This window comes from Klebsiella sp. H-Nf2 (assembly GCF_002806645.1).
Lineage (GTDB): Bacteria > Pseudomonadota > Gammaproteobacteria > Enterobacterales > Enterobacteriaceae > Klebsiella > Klebsiella variicola.
Genome location: NZ_PIBL01000001.1, coordinates 966,238 through 982,518 on the forward strand (window position 1 = coordinate 966,238; position 16,281 = coordinate 982,518).

The 16,281-nt window shown below is 59.6% G+C and carries 16 protein-coding genes; 7 read left to right on the forward strand and 9 right to left on the reverse strand.

Annotated features, from left to right (window positions below; all coding sequences use genetic code 11):
* Window positions 1–46 precede the first annotated feature (46 nt).
* The gene (locus CWM58_RS04765; protein ID WP_074385687.1) at window positions 47–1,213 is read left to right on the forward strand and encodes a benzoate/H(+) symporter BenE family transporter; all 1,167 of its coding nucleotides are present in this window, start codon (window positions 47–49) and stop codon (window positions 1,211–1,213) included.
* On the opposite strand, the gene CWM58_RS04770 is transcribed toward CWM58_RS04765, so the two are convergent.
* On the reverse strand, window positions 1,190–2,059 hold the full coding sequence (locus CWM58_RS04770; protein WP_061154412.1) for an AraC family transcriptional regulator: 870 nt from the start codon (window positions 2,057–2,059) through the stop codon (window positions 1,190–1,192). The genes CWM58_RS04765 and CWM58_RS04770 overlap by 24 nt on opposite strands.
* 181 nt (window positions 2,060–2,240) lie before the next feature.
* Between CWM58_RS04770 and CWM58_RS04775 the strand changes: the two genes are divergently transcribed.
* Window positions 2,241–3,137, forward strand: coding sequence for a DMT family transporter (locus CWM58_RS04775; protein ID WP_074385686.1), 897 nt, complete (start codon window positions 2,241–2,243; stop codon window positions 3,135–3,137).
* 51 nt (window positions 3,138–3,188) lie between these two features.
* On the opposite strand, the gene CWM58_RS04780 is transcribed toward CWM58_RS04775, so the two are convergent.
* From CWM58_RS04780 to tehA, 3 genes are all read right to left on the reverse strand, one after another.
* A complete protein-coding gene (locus tag CWM58_RS04780; protein ID WP_061154410.1) occupies window positions 3,189–3,857 on the reverse strand; it encodes a DUF3313 domain-containing protein in 669 nt (222 codons plus the stop codon).
* Window positions 3,858–4,121: 264 nt separating this feature from the next.
* On the reverse strand, window positions 4,122–4,718 hold the full coding sequence (gene tehB, locus CWM58_RS04785) for a tellurite resistance methyltransferase TehB (RefSeq protein WP_100680384.1): 597 nt from the start codon (window positions 4,716–4,718) through the stop codon (window positions 4,122–4,124).
* A complete protein-coding gene (gene tehA, locus CWM58_RS04790; RefSeq protein WP_100680385.1) occupies window positions 4,715–5,719 on the reverse strand; it encodes a dicarboxylate transporter/tellurite-resistance protein TehA in 1,005 nt (334 codons plus the stop codon). Before tehA ends, tehB begins: the two co-directional genes overlap by 4 nt.
* 111 nt (window positions 5,720–5,830) lie before the next feature.
* Between tehA and ydcK the strand changes: the two genes are divergently transcribed.
* On the forward strand, window positions 5,831–6,811 hold the full coding sequence (ydcK, locus tag CWM58_RS04795) for a YdcK family protein (RefSeq protein ID WP_100680387.1): 981 nt from the start codon (window positions 5,831–5,833) through the stop codon (window positions 6,809–6,811).
* On the opposite strand, the gene rimL is transcribed toward ydcK, so the two are convergent.
* From rimL to CWM58_RS28080, 3 genes are all read right to left on the reverse strand, one after another.
* Window positions 6,797–7,375 (reverse strand): 50S ribosomal protein L7/L12-serine acetyltransferase, encoded by a 579-nt coding sequence (gene rimL / locus CWM58_RS04800; RefSeq protein ID WP_100680388.1) that lies wholly within the window; start codon window positions 7,373–7,375, stop codon window positions 6,797–6,799. The genes ydcK and rimL overlap by 15 nt on opposite strands.
* Before the next feature lie 53 nt (window positions 7,376–7,428).
* Window positions 7,429–9,084, reverse strand: a complete 1,656-nt coding sequence (locus CWM58_RS04805; RefSeq protein WP_012541545.1) for a glucan biosynthesis protein D — start codon at window positions 9,082–9,084, stop codon at window positions 7,429–7,431.
* A gap of 91 nt (window positions 9,085–9,175) precedes the next feature.
* On the reverse strand, window positions 9,176–9,367 hold the full coding sequence (locus CWM58_RS28080; protein WP_133122410.1) for a hypothetical protein: 192 nt from the start codon (window positions 9,365–9,367) through the stop codon (window positions 9,176–9,178).
* 156 nt (window positions 9,368–9,523) lie between these two features.
* Between CWM58_RS28080 and CWM58_RS04810 the strand changes: the two genes are divergently transcribed.
* The gene (locus CWM58_RS04810) at window positions 9,524–10,612 is read left to right on the forward strand and encodes an NAD(P)-dependent alcohol dehydrogenase (RefSeq protein WP_100680389.1); all 1,089 of its coding nucleotides are present in this window, start codon (window positions 9,524–9,526) and stop codon (window positions 10,610–10,612) included.
* Between the two features lie 53 nt (window positions 10,613–10,665).
* Here CWM58_RS04810 and CWM58_RS04815 read toward each other — a convergent pair whose 3' ends face one another.
* Both CWM58_RS04815 and CWM58_RS04820 read right to left on the reverse strand, forming a co-directional pair.
* Window positions 10,666–12,171 carry a carboxylesterase/lipase family protein gene (locus CWM58_RS04815; protein WP_100680391.1) on the reverse strand — a complete coding sequence of 502 codons (1,506 nt, stop codon included), beginning with the start codon at window positions 12,169–12,171 and terminating at the stop codon, window positions 10,666–10,668.
* 41 nt (window positions 12,172–12,212) lie between these two features.
* Window positions 12,213–13,556 carry a VOC family protein gene (locus CWM58_RS04820; RefSeq protein WP_100680392.1) on the reverse strand — a complete coding sequence of 448 codons (1,344 nt, stop codon included), beginning with the start codon at window positions 13,554–13,556 and terminating at the stop codon, window positions 12,213–12,215.
* Window positions 13,557–13,795: 239 nt separating this feature from the next.
* Between CWM58_RS04820 and pcaH the strand changes: the two genes are divergently transcribed.
* The 3 genes from pcaH (at window position 13,796) to CWM58_RS04835 (ending at window position 16,252) form a co-directional block, all read left to right on the forward strand.
* Window positions 13,796–14,536, forward strand: coding sequence for a protocatechuate 3,4-dioxygenase subunit beta (gene pcaH, locus CWM58_RS04825; protein WP_094311979.1), 741 nt, complete (start codon window positions 13,796–13,798; stop codon window positions 14,534–14,536).
* The gene (pcaG, locus tag CWM58_RS04830) at window positions 14,533–15,153 is read left to right on the forward strand and encodes a protocatechuate 3,4-dioxygenase subunit alpha (RefSeq protein ID WP_100680394.1); all 621 of its coding nucleotides are present in this window, start codon (window positions 14,533–14,535) and stop codon (window positions 15,151–15,153) included. The genes pcaH and pcaG overlap by 4 nt, the downstream gene beginning before the upstream one ends.
* 175 nt (window positions 15,154–15,328) lie before the next feature.
* Complete coding sequence (locus CWM58_RS04835) at window positions 15,329–16,252, forward strand: LysR substrate-binding domain-containing protein (protein WP_012541541.1); 924 nt, start codon at window positions 15,329–15,331, stop codon at window positions 16,250–16,252.
* The last annotated feature ends 29 nt before the right edge of the window (window positions 16,253–16,281 follow it).

The window sequence follows — 16,281 nt, forward strand, 5'->3', positions numbered from 1 at the left end:
GCACAGTGATAGAGTATTCGTATGTTATAACGCACAAGAGAACCCTATGCGCTCGTTTACCCTTCCTCTTCCCACGCTGTTGGCGGGTTTCGTCGCTGTACTGGTGGGCTACGCCAGTTCAGCCGCCATTATCTGGCAAGCTGCTGCATCTGCTGGCGCTACCCCCGGGCAGATCGCCGGCTGGATGACGGCCCTTGGCCTCGCCATGGGTATCAGCACCCTTGCGCTGAGCGGCTGGCGTAAAGTTCCTGTGCTCACCGCCTGGTCAACGCCGGGTGCCGCGCTGCTGGTCAGCGGTCTACAGGGGGTCACCCTCGCCGAGGCCGTGGGGGTGTTTATCTTCGCCAACGCGCTGATCGTCCTTTGCGGCGTGACGGGCCTGTTTGCCCGGCTGATGAAGATCATTCCCCATTCGCTGGCCGCCGCGATGCTGGCCGGGATCCTGCTGCGTTTCGGTTTGCAGGCCTTCGCCGGCTTGCAGGACCATCTGCTGCTGTGCGGCGGCATGCTCGCCGCCTGGCTTCTCTGTAAAGCGCTGTGGCCCCGCTTCGCGGTAGTCGCCGCGCTGGTGGTGGGGGCGCTGATCGCGGCGGCCTCCGGGGACGTCGCCAGGACGGCCGTACCGCTGGCCTTCGCGGCACCGGAGTGGATCGCGCCGCAGTTTACCCCGGCGCTGCTGCTCAGCGTCGGCCTGCCGTTTTTCCTCGTCACCATGGCCTCGCAGAACGCACCCGGGTTCGCCACCCTGCAGGCATCCGGCTACACCGTACCGGTGTCGGCACTGCTCGTCGTCTGTGGAGGACTGGCGCTATTGCTGGCGCCGTTTGGGGTGTACTCCCTCTGCATCGCGGCGATCACCGCCGCGATTTGCCAGAGTCCGGAAGCGCATCCGGATCCGCAACAGCGCTGGCTGGCGGCCATGGCGGCAGGCGGTTTTTATCTGCTGGCCGGTCTGTTTGGCGGGTCGATCACCGCTCTGATGTCGGCCTTACCGACGGCGTGGATCCAGATGTTGGCCGGCCTGGCGCTGCTCGGCACCATCGGCGGCAGCCTGTTTCAGGCGGTACATCAGGCCAGTGAACGCGATGCGGCGGTGCTGACCTTCCTGGTCACCGCCAGCGGCGTGACGCTGGCGGGAATTGGGTCGGCCTTCTGGGGCGTGGTGCTCGGTGGGGTGAGCTACGGCGTCTTATCCGCGCTGCGCCGCCCGTAGCTGGGACGGCGTCAGGCCGGTGGCGGCTTTGACCCGATGGCTGAAATGGCTGGCGGAGCTGAAGCCGCAGGCCAGCGCAATCTCGGTTAGCGCCAGCGCGCTGTGGCAGAGCAGATTTTGCGCTTTCGCCATTCGCCGTTGCATGACGTATTGATGCGGGGCCATATTCAGCGACTGGCGGAACATGCGAGCAAAATGGAATTCACTCAGTCCCGCCTGCTGCGCCAGGTCGGCCAGGGTCAGCGGCTGATCGAGGTGGGCGTCGATCCAGGCCAGCACGTGACGCTTTACGCCCGGCGCCAGCCCTCCGGTGACCGTCGGCAAACGCCACTGTACGGTGGAATAGTGCTGGATAAGATGGGTGAGCAATAAGCTGCTGGCGGCGCTGAGGGTCAACTGGTTCGCCGGCTGTCGCCAGTCATTGGCCAGCAAAAACTGGCGGTACACCGCGGTGATTTTGTCATCGCTGGCGAAGGTTTTTTCCTGCAGAGTGAAGTTTGCCGGGCTACGATCCCACACCTCTTCGCCGACGCGGCGCAGATGCTCATCGGTACAGTAGAGATGCACAAACGACAGATCGCCGCGGATATCCCAGACGCTCTCATCGCCTTTCGGCATCAGACAAAAGCGATCCGGGCCGCCGCCATTTTTCCAGCCGTGCGGCGTCTTTTGATAGCTTTCATAGCCATCGGCGACGTACAGGCTTAACGTATGGTGATCGCTGCGCACCGTCACGGTATCGCAATTGTTGTACCAGGCGGCCAGTTGAATACCGGAATTCAGCTCCACCGTGCCCCGCAGCACCGCGTTCTGTCGCCGTAATGTTTCAAACGTCCCGTAACCCATCGCCTTCACGCATCTGCCCGTAAAAGCTCTAGTCTAGGGAGACTCCGGTGCGGTTTCCAGTCCTCACCGCAGGCGAATGACAAATAAGCGCAAGAATTTGCAAGCCGACAACAAGCGGGTGAAAGCTGCCGGTTGTGACAGGCGGCATACTCCTCCCTTCAACAGGCAGAGGAGAGTCAGGGTGAACGCATTACTTTATGCACTCGTTGTCGTTATCTGGGGAACGACGTGGATTGCGATTTTTTTACAGCAGGGGCCGGTGGCGGCGCCGGTATCCATTTTCTGGCGTTTCGCCGTGGCCAGCGTCACGATGCTGGCGGTTCTGCTTGTCACGCGACGGCTGCGGCCGCTGCGCGCGAAAGATCACCTCTGCTGCCTGCTGCAGGGTTGCTGCGTTTTCTGCTTTAATTTCTGGTGTTTTTACACGGCCGCGGCCTGGATCAATACCGGGCTGGAATCGGTTATCTTTTCCATGGCGGTGCTGTTTAACGCCATTAACAGCTTCCTTTTTTTCCGCCAGCAGCCGCCGGGCCGCTTCTGGGCCGCCGCCGCGCTGGGTTTGGCCGGTATTGTCACGCTGTTCTGGGATGACCTGCTGGCCAACGGGTTGAACGCCTCGCTGCTGTGGGGGATCGGTCTGAGCGCCCTGGGCACCTACGGCTTTTCACTGGGCAATATGTTCAGCATTCGCCACCAGCGGCGAGGGCTGGAAACCCTGACCACCAACAGTTGGGCGATGCTCTACGGCACGCTGGTGATGGGCGCTATCGCCCTGCTACGTGGCGATAACTTTACGCCGGAGTGGACCGTCAGCTACCTTGGCGCCCTGCTTTACCTGGCGCTGTTCGGCTCAGTGATCGCCTTCGGGGCCTATTTCACTCTCGTGGGACGCATCGGCGCCAGCAAAGCCGCCTACAGTACGCTGCTGTTTCCGCTGGTGGCGTTATCCATTTCCACCGTCTATGAAGGGTATATCTGGCACAGCAACGCCGTTATCGGGCTGGCGCTGATCCTGCTGGGTAACCTGGTGATGTTTGCCAAACCGGAACAGCTGCTGCTGCGTCGCAAGCTGGCCTGAGAAGGCGATGGCAGGGAGAACAGCGCCGGCGGTCAGACGGCGCTGGTGCGATTAACGCTGAGAAGGGTCAAATTTGACGGCGTCCACTGCCATATCATCGATCACCTGCTTCAGGGTATCGACGGTCAGCGGCGTGTTTTCATTGGCCAGGGTTTTGCCTTCCCCTTTACGAACAACCTTGATCACCGGCTTGTTCGTGCTGGCGTCGATCAGTTCGGCTTCAAAATAGAGGTCGGTGTCCATAGTACGATGGCCAGTGGCGGCCTGGGTACCCGCAACAATCATGGCGACCGGGATCACTTCATAGAACTGCAGTCCCTCTTTGCTGGAGTCCACACCGGTGATCGCGCCACGGAAGATGAGGCTGCGTTTGTCGGCGGTAGTGGCCAGCGGTTTACGCTCCGAAATAGCCTGTTTCAGTTCTTTGTTCGTGTAATTCAGAATATCCTGCAGCGCCTTTTCTCCTACCTGGGTGGTCGGTTTCGGGACGGGATAATAGGTTACCGGATGGTACACGACGTTATCGTAGTTGGCCGGATTGTAGTTTGGATCGATCCAGCGCAGCTCAGGCTTGCCGGAGGCGGAGGTCGTTTCTTTCAGGTTGGAATAATCTTTTAAGAAGCCCGAATACTGATTCGGTTGCGCCACTTTCGACGCACAGCCGGTCAACGCTAACATCCCCGCCAGAGCGGCGACTTTCAATAACACGCGAGTACGCATAGAGAGATCCCTGTAAATGCAGTTTTTTTTCGGCAGACGTTATAGCAAATAAGACCCACTAGTTTTGTGACAAAAAATGGGCTTCGTCAAGGAAGATTTACAAATATTGATAGGATGAACATTACGTTATTAAATAATCACTTAAAACAGGCAGAAGCCTGCTTTTTATCCCTCTTTTTTACGGGGACTTCGTCGCTTATATTTCCTGCTCTTCACCTTACTACGCGGCGCGGGCCACGTCCTGATTCCCCACGCCGCCGCATATCAGGCAGGCTTGCGCGCCAACAGGGTGGCGAAGCGCAGTTTGATGCGATTGCCGTTGACGTCGGTGCGATGCAGCTCGCCGACGTCCTCATTGTATTTCAGCAGCTCCCAGCCCTGGTAATATTCACGAAGCTCATCGGGTTTAAAGGCAAACGGAAAGCCGACGGTGCAGGGATAGTCTTCGGTATCCATCGCCGCCACAATCAGGTTATAGCCGCCTGCGGCGGTGCAGCGTTGCATATTGGCGATCAGGCCCGGGATGGTGTCAGGCTCCAGGAACATCATCACCACGGTGGAGAGGATCAGGTCATATTCCCCATCAAAGGTCAGGTTATTGAGGTCTGTTACCGCGGTGCGGAGATTTTCCAGCGCCTCGGCAGCGCGAATACTTTCCAGATTATTGATGCTCATCGGATTTTTATCCCACGCCGTCACCGTGAATCCGTTCGCCGCCAGATAAAGGCTGTTACGCCCGTTGCCACAGCCCAGATCCAGCGCCCGCCCCGGCGGCACCACCGTCGCAGCATGCAGCACCTCGGAATGGGTGCGTGTCAGGCCATATTTTTCACTAAAATAATCCGCGTCACGCGTTGTCATGATCTTTCCTTCTTATTCAGGAGTGTTTCCCGGTCGACCTGTACCAGCAGTTTCCCGCTCACTAACAGCAAAATTGTGCGCAGTAACAGCAGGCCGACAACCAGATTGCTAAAAATAAACAGCGGCATTGCCAGATGGTGAAAAAAGCCGTCCGCCCTGGCCTGGCCGAGATGCAGGCCGGTGGTGGCCAGTGCGGAAATACCGAACGAGAAGCTCCAGAAGGAAGCATTGAACGGCTGGCGAAGATACCAGGGCATCAGGCGCAGCATAAACAGCAACTGCAGCAGGCCGTAACCAAACAACAACTTCGCGAAGGTATCCGCTTCCCCGCCGTTGACGCTGAGCCAGGCGCTGCAGGCCACCAGCGCAGGCGCCAGTTGGATCCCCAGCGAGGTGCGCAGCGGCGTCGGCAGCTCGCCCGCGCTGCGCAGACGCTGGAGGATCGCCGGCTCGAGGCTCAACCAGGAGAAGACCCCGGCGCCGAGGAACACCAGCCCGGCGTCGGTAAATCCCAGCGCGCCGCAGGCCATCGCGCTAATGAAATTATTGGCCACCGTCGGCAGATAGAGCCCCGGCGTGGTGGCCTCGTGAGGATGCGTCCCCCGCCACAAGCCGCCACTTTGCCAGGCGGCATAGGCAAGCTGCAGCGCCACCCCCGGCACAAACAATCCCAGCGCCAGCGGTCGCCACCAGGGCACCAGCCCGATCGCCACCAGCAGCGTAGTGGCCGGAAACAGGCTGACAAAGCTGCTGCTGACCGGATGACGCATCTCCCGTAGCACGCTCGCCGGAAAGCGAATCGCCCGGCTGATAAACGCCATGCTGAGCAGCGCCCACATCGCGATCGCCAGCATCACCAGACCATCGCCGATGCTGCGGCTAACCGGCCAGAGCGTGCTGGCGTAGCGCCAGGCGAAGCCCATTCCGATGGTGCCGAGCACCATGCCAAAATAGCCTGCCGGCAGGTTCAGCGCCTGCCGCGGCGTTTGCTTGTTCTTCATTTTGTTGATGATATCAATTTAATTTGAAGTTGCATTTTAAAGGAACCTTATCCCGCGCGCTACGGCGATCTTTGCTATGTTTATGTTAACCATAAGTAATGAGGATCGGGAATGCGTAAATACCGTCTCAGCGAACAGACCCGGCAGTATTGTTACCAGGAAGAGGCTGGCAAACAGAGCGTCACCCTGCGCCAGATAGTGGCGCTTATCGATTTCGCTGACGTCAAAGCAGGCAGCGAAGGCGGTTGGGTGGACGCGGAAAGCGCTCTCAGCCAACAGGGAGAGTGCTGGATCTACGATGCCAACAGCGTGGTTTTCGCCGGGGCAAGTATCCGCGACGACGCTCGCTTAACCGGGCCCTGCGTGGTCAGCCACGAGGCCGCCATCGGCGGACGGGCATGCATTCATGCCTCGCACATTAGCCATCACGCGCAGATAAGTGACAACGTCACGATTAATCATAGTCTGGTGCGCGGTTACTGTCGCCTCGCCGACGAGGCGCGTCTCCTGCCCCACTGCCAGGTGATTGCCGCCCGCGGGCTGACCGCCGATCGCGACAAAGTCCTGCAGATTTATCAGCGAGCCACCGTTAGCGCCTCGCGTATTCTTCATCAGGCGCAAATCTACGGCGATGCCTTTGTCGAGCACGCTTTTGTCGAACATCGGGCAGAAGTGTTCGACCAGGCAAGACTGGAGGGGAACGAAGAAAACGACGTCTGGGTGTGCGATAACGCCCGGGTTTATGGTCATGCGCGACTGATCGCCGGTCGCGGAGAGGATGCCATCCCCACCGTGCGCTACAGTTCGCAGGTGGCGGAGAATGCGGTGATTGAAGGCAACTGCCTGTTAAAGCACCGGGCGATGGTCGGTGGCGAGGCGCAGCTGCGCGGTGGTCCGATTCTGCTCGACGACGACGTGCTGATCCAGGGGCGGACCGTTATCCTCGGCGATGTGATCATTGAGCACCAGGTCACCATCAATGACGAGGTGCAGATCGCCGCGCAGGAGGGAGAGGCCATTCATTTGCGCGGCCCGAAAACGCTTGACGGCCAGCAGCACATCACCCGCACGCCGCTGTTAGGCGCCCTCTAGCGCCTCGTCGCGGTCAATAATGCGCGCATAGATATTCTGATCGTCATAGCTGCCGTTCAGATACTCGGCCTGCCTGAGGCAACCTTCAAGAACGAACCCATTGCGCAACGCCACCTGGTTACTGCGGGTATTGGCCACCCGGCATTTGATCACAAACCGGCGCACCAGCCCGCTGCGGGCATAATGGTGGATAAAGACCTGCAGGGAGCGCGAAAGCAGCCCCTGCCCCTGGTGATCTTCATCGATCCAGTAGCCGATATAGGCCGTTTTGTTCTGCGGCTCGATCTGGTTGAACGACAGGACGCCAACGAGTCGATGGTCAAGAAACAGCAAAAACATTTTGGCGTAATCCCGCTGATGCAGAATCACGTTACCCTGCACATGGCGGCGGGTCTCCTCTTCGCTGTTCACTTCGGCGGGCCAGTTAAGCGATTGCTGCAGCCAGTGGCGGTTTTTGACCACCAGTTGGTGCAGATCGCTGACGTAGCGCTCATCAATCGCGATAAGCGTCAGCGCGTCGGTCACCGGGATCGACTCAGGTACTGCGGGAATGTCTGTAGTCATGGGGTTCTCTACTGGCCCACAGGCGTTGCCTGCGGGCCGCGGCTGTCACGGGACTATTTCATGATCCGGTCGTCAACGTAGTTACGTTTATCCGGCGCCGGCGGGAAGTACTGATAGAGCCAGGTTTCGCTGATAGCTTCGCCCTGACAGCGCAGGAACAGGCGCATCTCCACCGGGTCGGTCGAGTCGGAGGTCGGATACCAGTCGAAGAGGATCCGGTAGCCATCGAACGGCTCAACATAGAGGATCTCAATCTGCTTCGCTTCGCCGCTGGAGAGGGTGATCACCGGTTCAATACCGCGCGGCGCGGCGGCCTTCAGATCGCCGCCGACAAAGTCGATGGCAAAACGGCGCGCCCACTTATCCGGATAGTGCTCGCCCGGCGCCCAGCCTTCCGGGAAGCCCCCCATCCCGGTGCGGGTGGCGAGCACACGCGCCAGCGGAGTGCTCACCGGCGGCTGCGCGCTCCAGTAGAGACGGTAGCGGAAGTCCAGTTCGTCGCCCGCCTTCACCGCTTTTTCCGGCTGCCAGAAGCAGACGATATTATCCAGCGTTTCGCCGGTGGTCGGGATCTCCATCAGGCTGACCGCCCCTTTCCCCCACTGGTTACGCGGCTCAACCCACAGGCTGGGACGCTTGTTATACCAGCCCATCACGTCCTGGTAATGGGAGAAATCGCGGTCCAGCTGCAGCAGACCGAAGCCGCGCGGGTTCTTGTCCTGGAAGGCGTTGAACTGCAGCTTCTGCGGGTTATTCAGCGGCCGGCAGACCCATTCGCCGTTCCCCAACCACATCGACAGCCGATCGGAGTCGTGGATCTGCGGGTGGATGGTATCGCACATCCGGCGCTCGTTGTTGCCGCAGCTGAACATACTGGTCATCGGCGCGATACCCAGCTGTTTGATGTCCTTGCGGGCATAAAGGTGGTTTTCCACATCCATGATGACCTGGGTATCCTGGCAATGGATGGTGAATTTGTAGGCCCCGGTGATGCTCGGGCTATCCAGCAGCGCGTAAACGGTAAAGACCGTGGCGTCCCCTTTAACCGTTTCGAACCAGAAGGAGGTGAAATCAGGGAACTCTTCCGGGGTATCGGTAAAGGTGTCCACCGCCAACCCGCGAGCCGACAGGCCGTACTGGTAAGTGCTGTCTACCGCGCGGAAGTAGCTGGCGCCGAGGAACGCCACGATATCGCGGCGCGCCAGCTCCGGCGCTTTAAACACCCGGAATCCGGCGAAGCCAAGGTCGGACTGGCCTTCCAGCTGGCGGGTGTCGACCCCGGCGTCATTGTACTTAAACAGCTCAGGGCGGAAATGGATCTCGCGCGCCTGCTGGGTGGCGGCGTCAAGAGAGAACATCCGCACGCGGCGACGGAACCCCATCCCGACGTGGAAAAACTGGATGTCCAGTTTGCGTTCTTCAATGTTGTTCCACAGCGAGTGGTTGGCGTCATACTGGATGCTGTTATAAGCCTGCGGAGTCAGATTGGCCAGCGTTGGCGGCAGATCGCGCGGGGCGCCGCCCCATGGCTGGCGCGCCAGATCGTGGGCCATCGCCTGCAGCACGGTGTAATCGAAACGACGCGTCTGCCCGTCGGCAATGCCCGCGTCTTCGGCAAAAGCGGCCTGACTGAATAAGGATGCGACTCCTGACGTTCCGCATACGGCGGCAACAGCCATGGAAGATTTAAGAAAACGTCTGCGGTTCATGCCTGAGAAAGCGTCCTTCTGCACGGGTGAATTGATTCGCAACGCGTCATCACGCTGCGTGATAAATTCCGCCCACTCTAGACAAAAACGATTAATAATCCAATTGTTGCCCGCAGAAAAAAGGTAAAAAAGCCCTGTCTACCAGAACAGCCCGTTTTTTTACTTTTCCTTCGGCGTTTGGCCGGGAGGCGAACACACTGTCTGCCGCTTTTTTCGCCTGACTATTGAGCGGATAGCTTTTCCCCGCTGCGTTATATTCATCACACCTATGCCCCAGCGCCATGCTTTTTTTTAGGCACAATTGGCGCAAATTTCCGCCACATCCGGTGCTAACTTTTCACCGGTAACCGCTATATTTCGTCATGTTAGCGGCCAACACGGGAGAGCCGTTCGGGCTGTCCCGCCACGCTCTCCAGGGAATTCATTCAGGAGTCATGCCATGCAAGTGAAAGCAGCCGTCACGCTGGGCTACCAGCAACCTTTCGTCCTCAAGGATGTTGACGTCTCCCCACCGGGAAAGGATGAGATATTAGTGAAAATTGTCGCCACCGGGGTCTGTCATACCGACGCGGTGATGCGTGATAACCCGGGAGTGGTGCCTATGCCAGCCATCCTCGGCCATGAAGGCGCCGGGATCGTCGCCAGCGTCGGGGAGGCGGTCAGCGGTATCAGGGTGGGAGACCACGTGGTGCTCAGCTATGCCGCCTGCCACCATTGCGAAAATTGTTTAAGCAACCACCCTTCGGCTTGCGAAGATTTTAATACGCTTAATTTTGGCGGCCGACGCGAGGATGGCACCACCCCCTATCGGCTGGGCGATCAGGATCTGTCCCTGTTCTTTGGCCAGTCGTCCTTCAGCCAGTATGTGGTCACCCGCGCCAGCAACGCCGTGGTGGTCGACCCGGAGGTCGATCTCACCCTGCTCGGCCCGCTGGGCTGCGGCATCCAGACCGGCAGCGGGACGGTGCTCAACCGCCTGAAACCGGTGATTGGGGAATCGATTGTGGTGTTTGGCTGCGGCGCCGTGGGGCTCAGCGCCATCATGGCGGCGAAATTAACCGGCTGTTCGCAGATCATCGCTGTCGATATTCATGCCAGTCGCCTCGCCCTCGCGGGCGAACTGGGCGCCACCCATCAGATCAATGGCAAGGAACAGGATGCCGTCGCCCTGATTAAACAGATCACCGGCAAAGGCGCTCACTACGCGGTGGAAACCACCGGCGTATCGGCCATCGTGCTGCAGGCCGTGCACGCGGTGAAACCATTAGGTACGGTGGCCATCGTCGGCTTTACCGGGGATATCACTTTTAACGTGCAGAACGATCTGATGGCGGAGGGCAAGTCGCTGGTCGGGGTGATTGAGGGTGATGCCGTCCCGGCGCTGTTTATTCCACTGCTGGTGCAGCAGTATAAGCAGGGGAAATTCCCTATCGATAAGCTTATCGTTCGCTACCCGCTGGCCGATATCAACCAGGCTTTCGCCGATTCGGCGTCTGGTAAGGTGATAAAGCCCGTGGTCGTCATGTGAGTGAACGCCGCCACCAACCGGTGGCGGCAGTGACTCAGCCGCCCTCAGCGCATTCACTCCAGCGTCACGTGATGCTTCATCACCCGGCGAAACAGCGCCAGCCGGGCGCGCATAAAGCGATTTTCCACTTTAAAGCCGGCACGCTTATGCAGGCCAATGCGCAACAGACGATCCCGTCCGCGCAGGCACGCTGGCCAGCGCACCGCGCCGGCAAGCGCCTGGTCGCCGCTGGCGACGCGAGCAAACTGGGCCCAGTAATCAGCGACCTGAGCGGCGAAGGCCAGATCCGCTTCGCTGGCGTACTGACACACCGGGTCGGTCAACCGCAGGTTATCAAACACGTAGGGCACCTCGTTGCCATGCCAGGCGCCGTGCGGATAGGTGTCATGCTCCGCTTCCGCAACATAATCAAACCAGTAGCGCCAGCACGGCTGCCCCACACGCTGCTGCGCCTGCATCACCACATAACCGAGGGTAGTGAAGGCCATATCGCGGCACACTTCCCGCCCCAGCGCTTCATCGCCCTTCACGCCGGGATAAAGGAGTTTGATCAGACCCAGTCCCAGGCGACGCTCACGGCGCAGCTTCTGGATCTGCCCGGCGATATCGACGCCAAACACGGCCATCACGCTGGCTTCATCGCTGTTGGAGCCGATCATCACCGGCATTGGGTGCTGACGTCCGGCAAAAAAGGTCTCCAGCATCGGCTGCGGCAGCACCGCGTCGCCGACGATGGGGGCCGGCCCTGTGTTCAGCGGCGCGGTGAGTGACCAGAAGGCCTCCGCGGGGATCGCCCGTAATTCCTCAGCGCTGGCTTGCGGTAAGGCAAAGTGTTCCGCCAGCAGGCGGCCTTTCTCCAGCGCCTTCTCTCGCGGCAGGTCGGGTAACGTATACCCGCTCTGAATAATCGCTTTATGGAACAACCCTTTCGCTTTCGGCGAGGCCATCAGCGACAGCACGCTGCGCGCCCCGGCGGATTCGCCAAACAGCGTGACGTTAGCGGCATCCCCGCCAAAGGCATGGATATTCTCCTGAACCCACTGCAGAGCGGCAATCTGATCGAGCAGCGCGAAATTATAGAGACGTTCGCCCGCCTCTTCCTCCAGCGCCGGATGGGCGAAAAAGCCGAGATGGCCCAGTCGGTAGTTGACCGTCACCACCACCACATCGCGGCTGGCTAAGGCTTTGCCATCGTAAGGCGGCAGGCTGCCGGCGCCGATGGTAAACCCGCCGCCGTGCAGCCAGACCATCACCGGCAGCGACTGCGCCGCTGCAGCAGGTGTCCAGATATTGAGATATAAGCAGTCTTCGCTAAAAGCGCCGGGATCGCCGCCGCCGAGCTCACGGCAGTAGTCAATGTCCTGCCAGCTGGCGGCGGAAAAGGCGTCGGCCTGGCGGACGCCCTGCCAGCGGGCAGGAGGTTGCGGCGCGCGCCAGCGCAGCGGGCCCACAGGCGGCGCGGCATACGGAATGCCGCGCCAGATATGGATCCCCTGCTCTGCGCTCCCGGATACGGTTCCCTGGCGGGTTTTTGCCAACGGTTTCGACGGATGTTGCATAACCTGCTCCCTGTAAGGCTGATGCCAGCAGGGTACTGATTTTACAGCAGACCGCAACGTCGTTTGCTGCGCTCCTCCGCCTGTCGGTACAGGGCAAACTCATCCTCCACCGGGCAGCCCAGCGCCGCCTCAAAGGCTTCGCGGCTGGCATTCCCGTGGCTGCGCGCCTGCGTTTCGTTGCCCAGATTGGACTGAAAAATACCCGCCGCGCTGACCGGTAAAAAATCTTCATAAATAATCGGCTGGGCGACCACCCACCCGCGCTCAATCAACGGCTGCGGATCGTCGCCCGGACGAAACGCCTGACGATGCGCCTCGCCGGCGGGCGTCAGGCGGTAACGAAACCAGGCCAGCCCCTGCTGTCGGAGCAAAAATTCGCTGTCGGGGAATTCGCGGAATACCTCCTGCAGATGCAGCTGATGGCTGAGATTGTCCTTTCCGGTCCCCGCTGCCTGCAGCAGGCGGTCGTACAGCGCGCGTCCTTTTGGCGTGAGCGCAATGCCGCGTTGCTCAATTTCACCAAAGCGGGCGCTGTGGGTGCCTTTATGCTCACCGGCAAACATCACCGGCTCCTCAAGCGCCTTAAAGCTGGTCTGCCGCAGGAGGATCGGGACCTCCCGGCGCGGTGGCCCTTCAATCAGCGCTTTGGGTTCAATACCACACTCTGGCATCAGGGCCTGGGCGCGATCAATATCCAGCGTCCGCGGCGTGAGGTGATTGATATGGCATCCCGGAAAGCAGACCACATCGGCAATCAGGCGGTGCTCGCGATGCAGAGCATGGTAGGTCTCCTCATCGACGGTGGCATGCCGGTGCCAGCGGAAGGTCTCCAGCGCCTCCTGCACAAACTCGCGCGCGTCGGCAGAGGTGAATTCGCCCTCAGCTTCATACTGCGCAATCAGCGCCAGACAGCGGGGGGTAAAGATTTTGCGCCGGGCAAGGATGGCCTCGGCCCGCTCGCGCAGGGCGCGATTTTCAATCAGCTCCAGGCGCAGCAGCGAGGTGAAAACCCGAAACGGATTGCGCGCCAGCGCGGCATCGTCGATGGGACGAAAGGCCGTGGAATGGACCGGCACGCCGGCCTGTGAGAGATCGTAATAGCTGACGGGATACATCCCCATGATGGCAAACATGCGACGCAGCGTCGCCAGTTCCTCCGCTGTGCCCACGCGGATTGCGCCGTGGCGCTCCACGTTTAAGCGCGCCAGCTCGTCGGCATTGGCCAGTTGTTCATGCAGCTGCGGATTATTTTCCAGTACCGCCAGATTGACGTCTGCCACCAGCTCCAGCAGCGTCCCGTACTGCGGAACTTCCTGCTGGTACATGGCCGACATGGCCTGCGAAAAGTGCTCCCGAATCTCATCAGCCGTGATGGTGTTCGCCATGATGTGTTACCTCCAGTGAATACTTCCTGGAGTGTAGGAAAGCTGCCTCCTGGCGGGGGGAAGAATTTACAAACTGTGATGGCGATAACCTGCTTCCGCTAGCAGTCATTGCACAAAACATAACCCACGGTTATGAAAAACACCCGGTAATTTCACTTTAAATTAACAATACATTTACACACACTGTTTCTGGCGACATTACAACAACATGCCCCTCTACCGTCTACACGGAGTACCCGATGAACGACAAATGGTCCCCGCGCGAGGTCATCCATCGCGATTACAGTAGTCACCCGCCCGCTTACGCGCCGGGCTATAAAACCAGCGTCCTGCGCTCACCGAAGAATGCCCTGATCTCCCTGCAGAACTCGCTGTCAGAGATCACCGGGCCGGTCTTTAGCCACGACGATCTAGGCCCTCTGGATAATGACCTTATCCTTAACTATGCCAAAGAAGGCCTGCCGATTGGCGAGCGGATCATTGTCCACGGTTATGTGCGCGATGGTTTTGGCCGACCGATGAAAAACACCCTGGTGGAAGTCTGGCAGGCCAATGCCGGCGGCCGCTACCGACATAAAAAAGATCAGTATCTGGCCCCGATTGACCCGAACTTCGGCGGCTGCGGCCGGGTGCTGACCGATGAAAACGGTTATTACTGTTTTCGCACTATCAAGCCCGGCCCCTACCCGTGGCGTAACCAGGCCAGCGACTGGCGTCCGGCGCATATTCATTTCTCGCTCTCGGGTGACGCCTGGGCGCAGCGCCTGATCACCCAGATGTATTTCGAAGGCGACCCGCTGATCAAACAGTGCCCGATCGTCCGGACCATTAATAATGACGACGCCGTACGCACGCTGATCGCCGAGCTGGACATGCACGCCGCCGTACCGCTGGATTGCCTGGCCTACCGCTTCGACCTTGTTCTGCGCGGCCATCGCGCCACGCTGTTTGAAAATCGCACTCAGGGGGCCGCCCGATGAAACAGTATCTGCCTGAAACCGCCTCGCAGACGGCGGGACCCTATGTTCATATCGGTCTGGCGCCTGACGCCGCGGGCTTTCATATTTTTGAGAAAAACTTTGGCCCGGTCCTCACCACCGCCGATACCACCGGGGAGCGGATCACCATTGAAGGCCGGGTTATCGACGGCTCCGGAACACCGGTCCGTGATGTGCTGCTGGAGATCTGGCAGGCCAACGCCGCGGGACGCTATAACCATCCTGACGACCGTCAGCAGCAGAAAGCCGTCGACCCGGGCTTCCGCGGCTGGGGGCGTACCTGCTCTGATTTCACCTCCGGCGTCTGGCGCTTTGACACCATTAAGCCGGGCCCGGTTGTCGGCCGCGATGGCCGCCTGATGGCGCCGCACGTCAACCTGTGGGTGGTCGCGCGGGGGATCAACATCGGCCTGAACACGCGGATGTATTTCGCCGATGAACACGAGGCCAACGCCAACGACCCGGTGCTGAATCTGATCGAGTGGGAAGTAAGACGCAAAACCTTAATCGCCGAACGCGAGGTTCGTGGTTCGGAAGTGGTCTATCGCTTCGATATTTATCTGCAGGGCGTAAACGAAACCGTCTTTTTCGATATCTAGCGGCCACGCCGATAAACGCCTTCCCCTAGTCCTGCGGGGGGAAGGCGTTTTAAACCGTGGGGAAAGATCTTGTAATGTAATCAGGTCAAATGTTAATAATATTTTGCTATCTGGTTATCAAATTTAAACAAGGCCGCTTGTCTCTTTCACCGCTGTGTTTTTAACATCATCTACTATGGAAAAAAATGGTCTCTTCAGTCAGCGCATTCGCTTGCGCCATCTACACACCTTCGTGGCCGTCGCTCAACAGGGAACGCTGGGGCGCGCGGCTGAAACTTTAAATCTGAGTCAACCTGCACTCTCGAAAACGCTTAACGAGCTTGAACAGCTAACCGGTACCCGGCTGTTCGAGCGGGGCCGCCTGGGGGCGCAACTCACCCTGGTCGGCGAACAGTTTCTGACTCATGCCGTTAAGGTACTTGATGCCCTTAACTCAGCGGGTCAGGCGCTGAACCGTAAAGAGGGCCTGAATAACGACATTGTGCGTATCGGCGCGCTGCCTACCGCCGCGCTGGGGATCCTGCCTACGGTGATCGGCCAGTTCCATAAGCAGCAAAAAGACATCACGCTGCAGGTCGCCACCATGAACAACACCATGCTGCTGGCGGGGTTAAAATCCGGGGAGATCGATATCGGTATCGGACGCATGTCCGACCCGGATCTGATGAGTGGACTCAACTATGAGCTACTGTTCCTCGAATCCCTGAAACTGGTGGTTCGCCCGGGACACCCCCTGCTTCAGGAGACCGTGACCCTGAGCCGGGTGATGGAGTGGCCCGTCGTCGTTTCGCCGAAGGGCACCGTACCGCGGCAAAACGCCGAAACGTTGCTCCAGAGCCAGGGCTGTAAAATGCCCGCGGGATGCATCGAGACGCTGTCTGCTTCGCTGTCACGCCAGCTGACGGTCGATTTCGACTATGTGTGGTTCGTGCCATCCGGGGCGGTGAAAGACGATCTTCGCCGGGGCGTGCTGAGCGCCCTGCCGATTGCCACCCAGGGCGCCGGAGAGCCCATCGGCATTCTGACCCGCGTCGATGCGACGCTGACGCCGGGTACGCAAACCCTGCTCAGCGCCATCCGCAAATCAATGCCTGCCTGACCCCGCTTTCTCCCCGGCGACACCTGCCG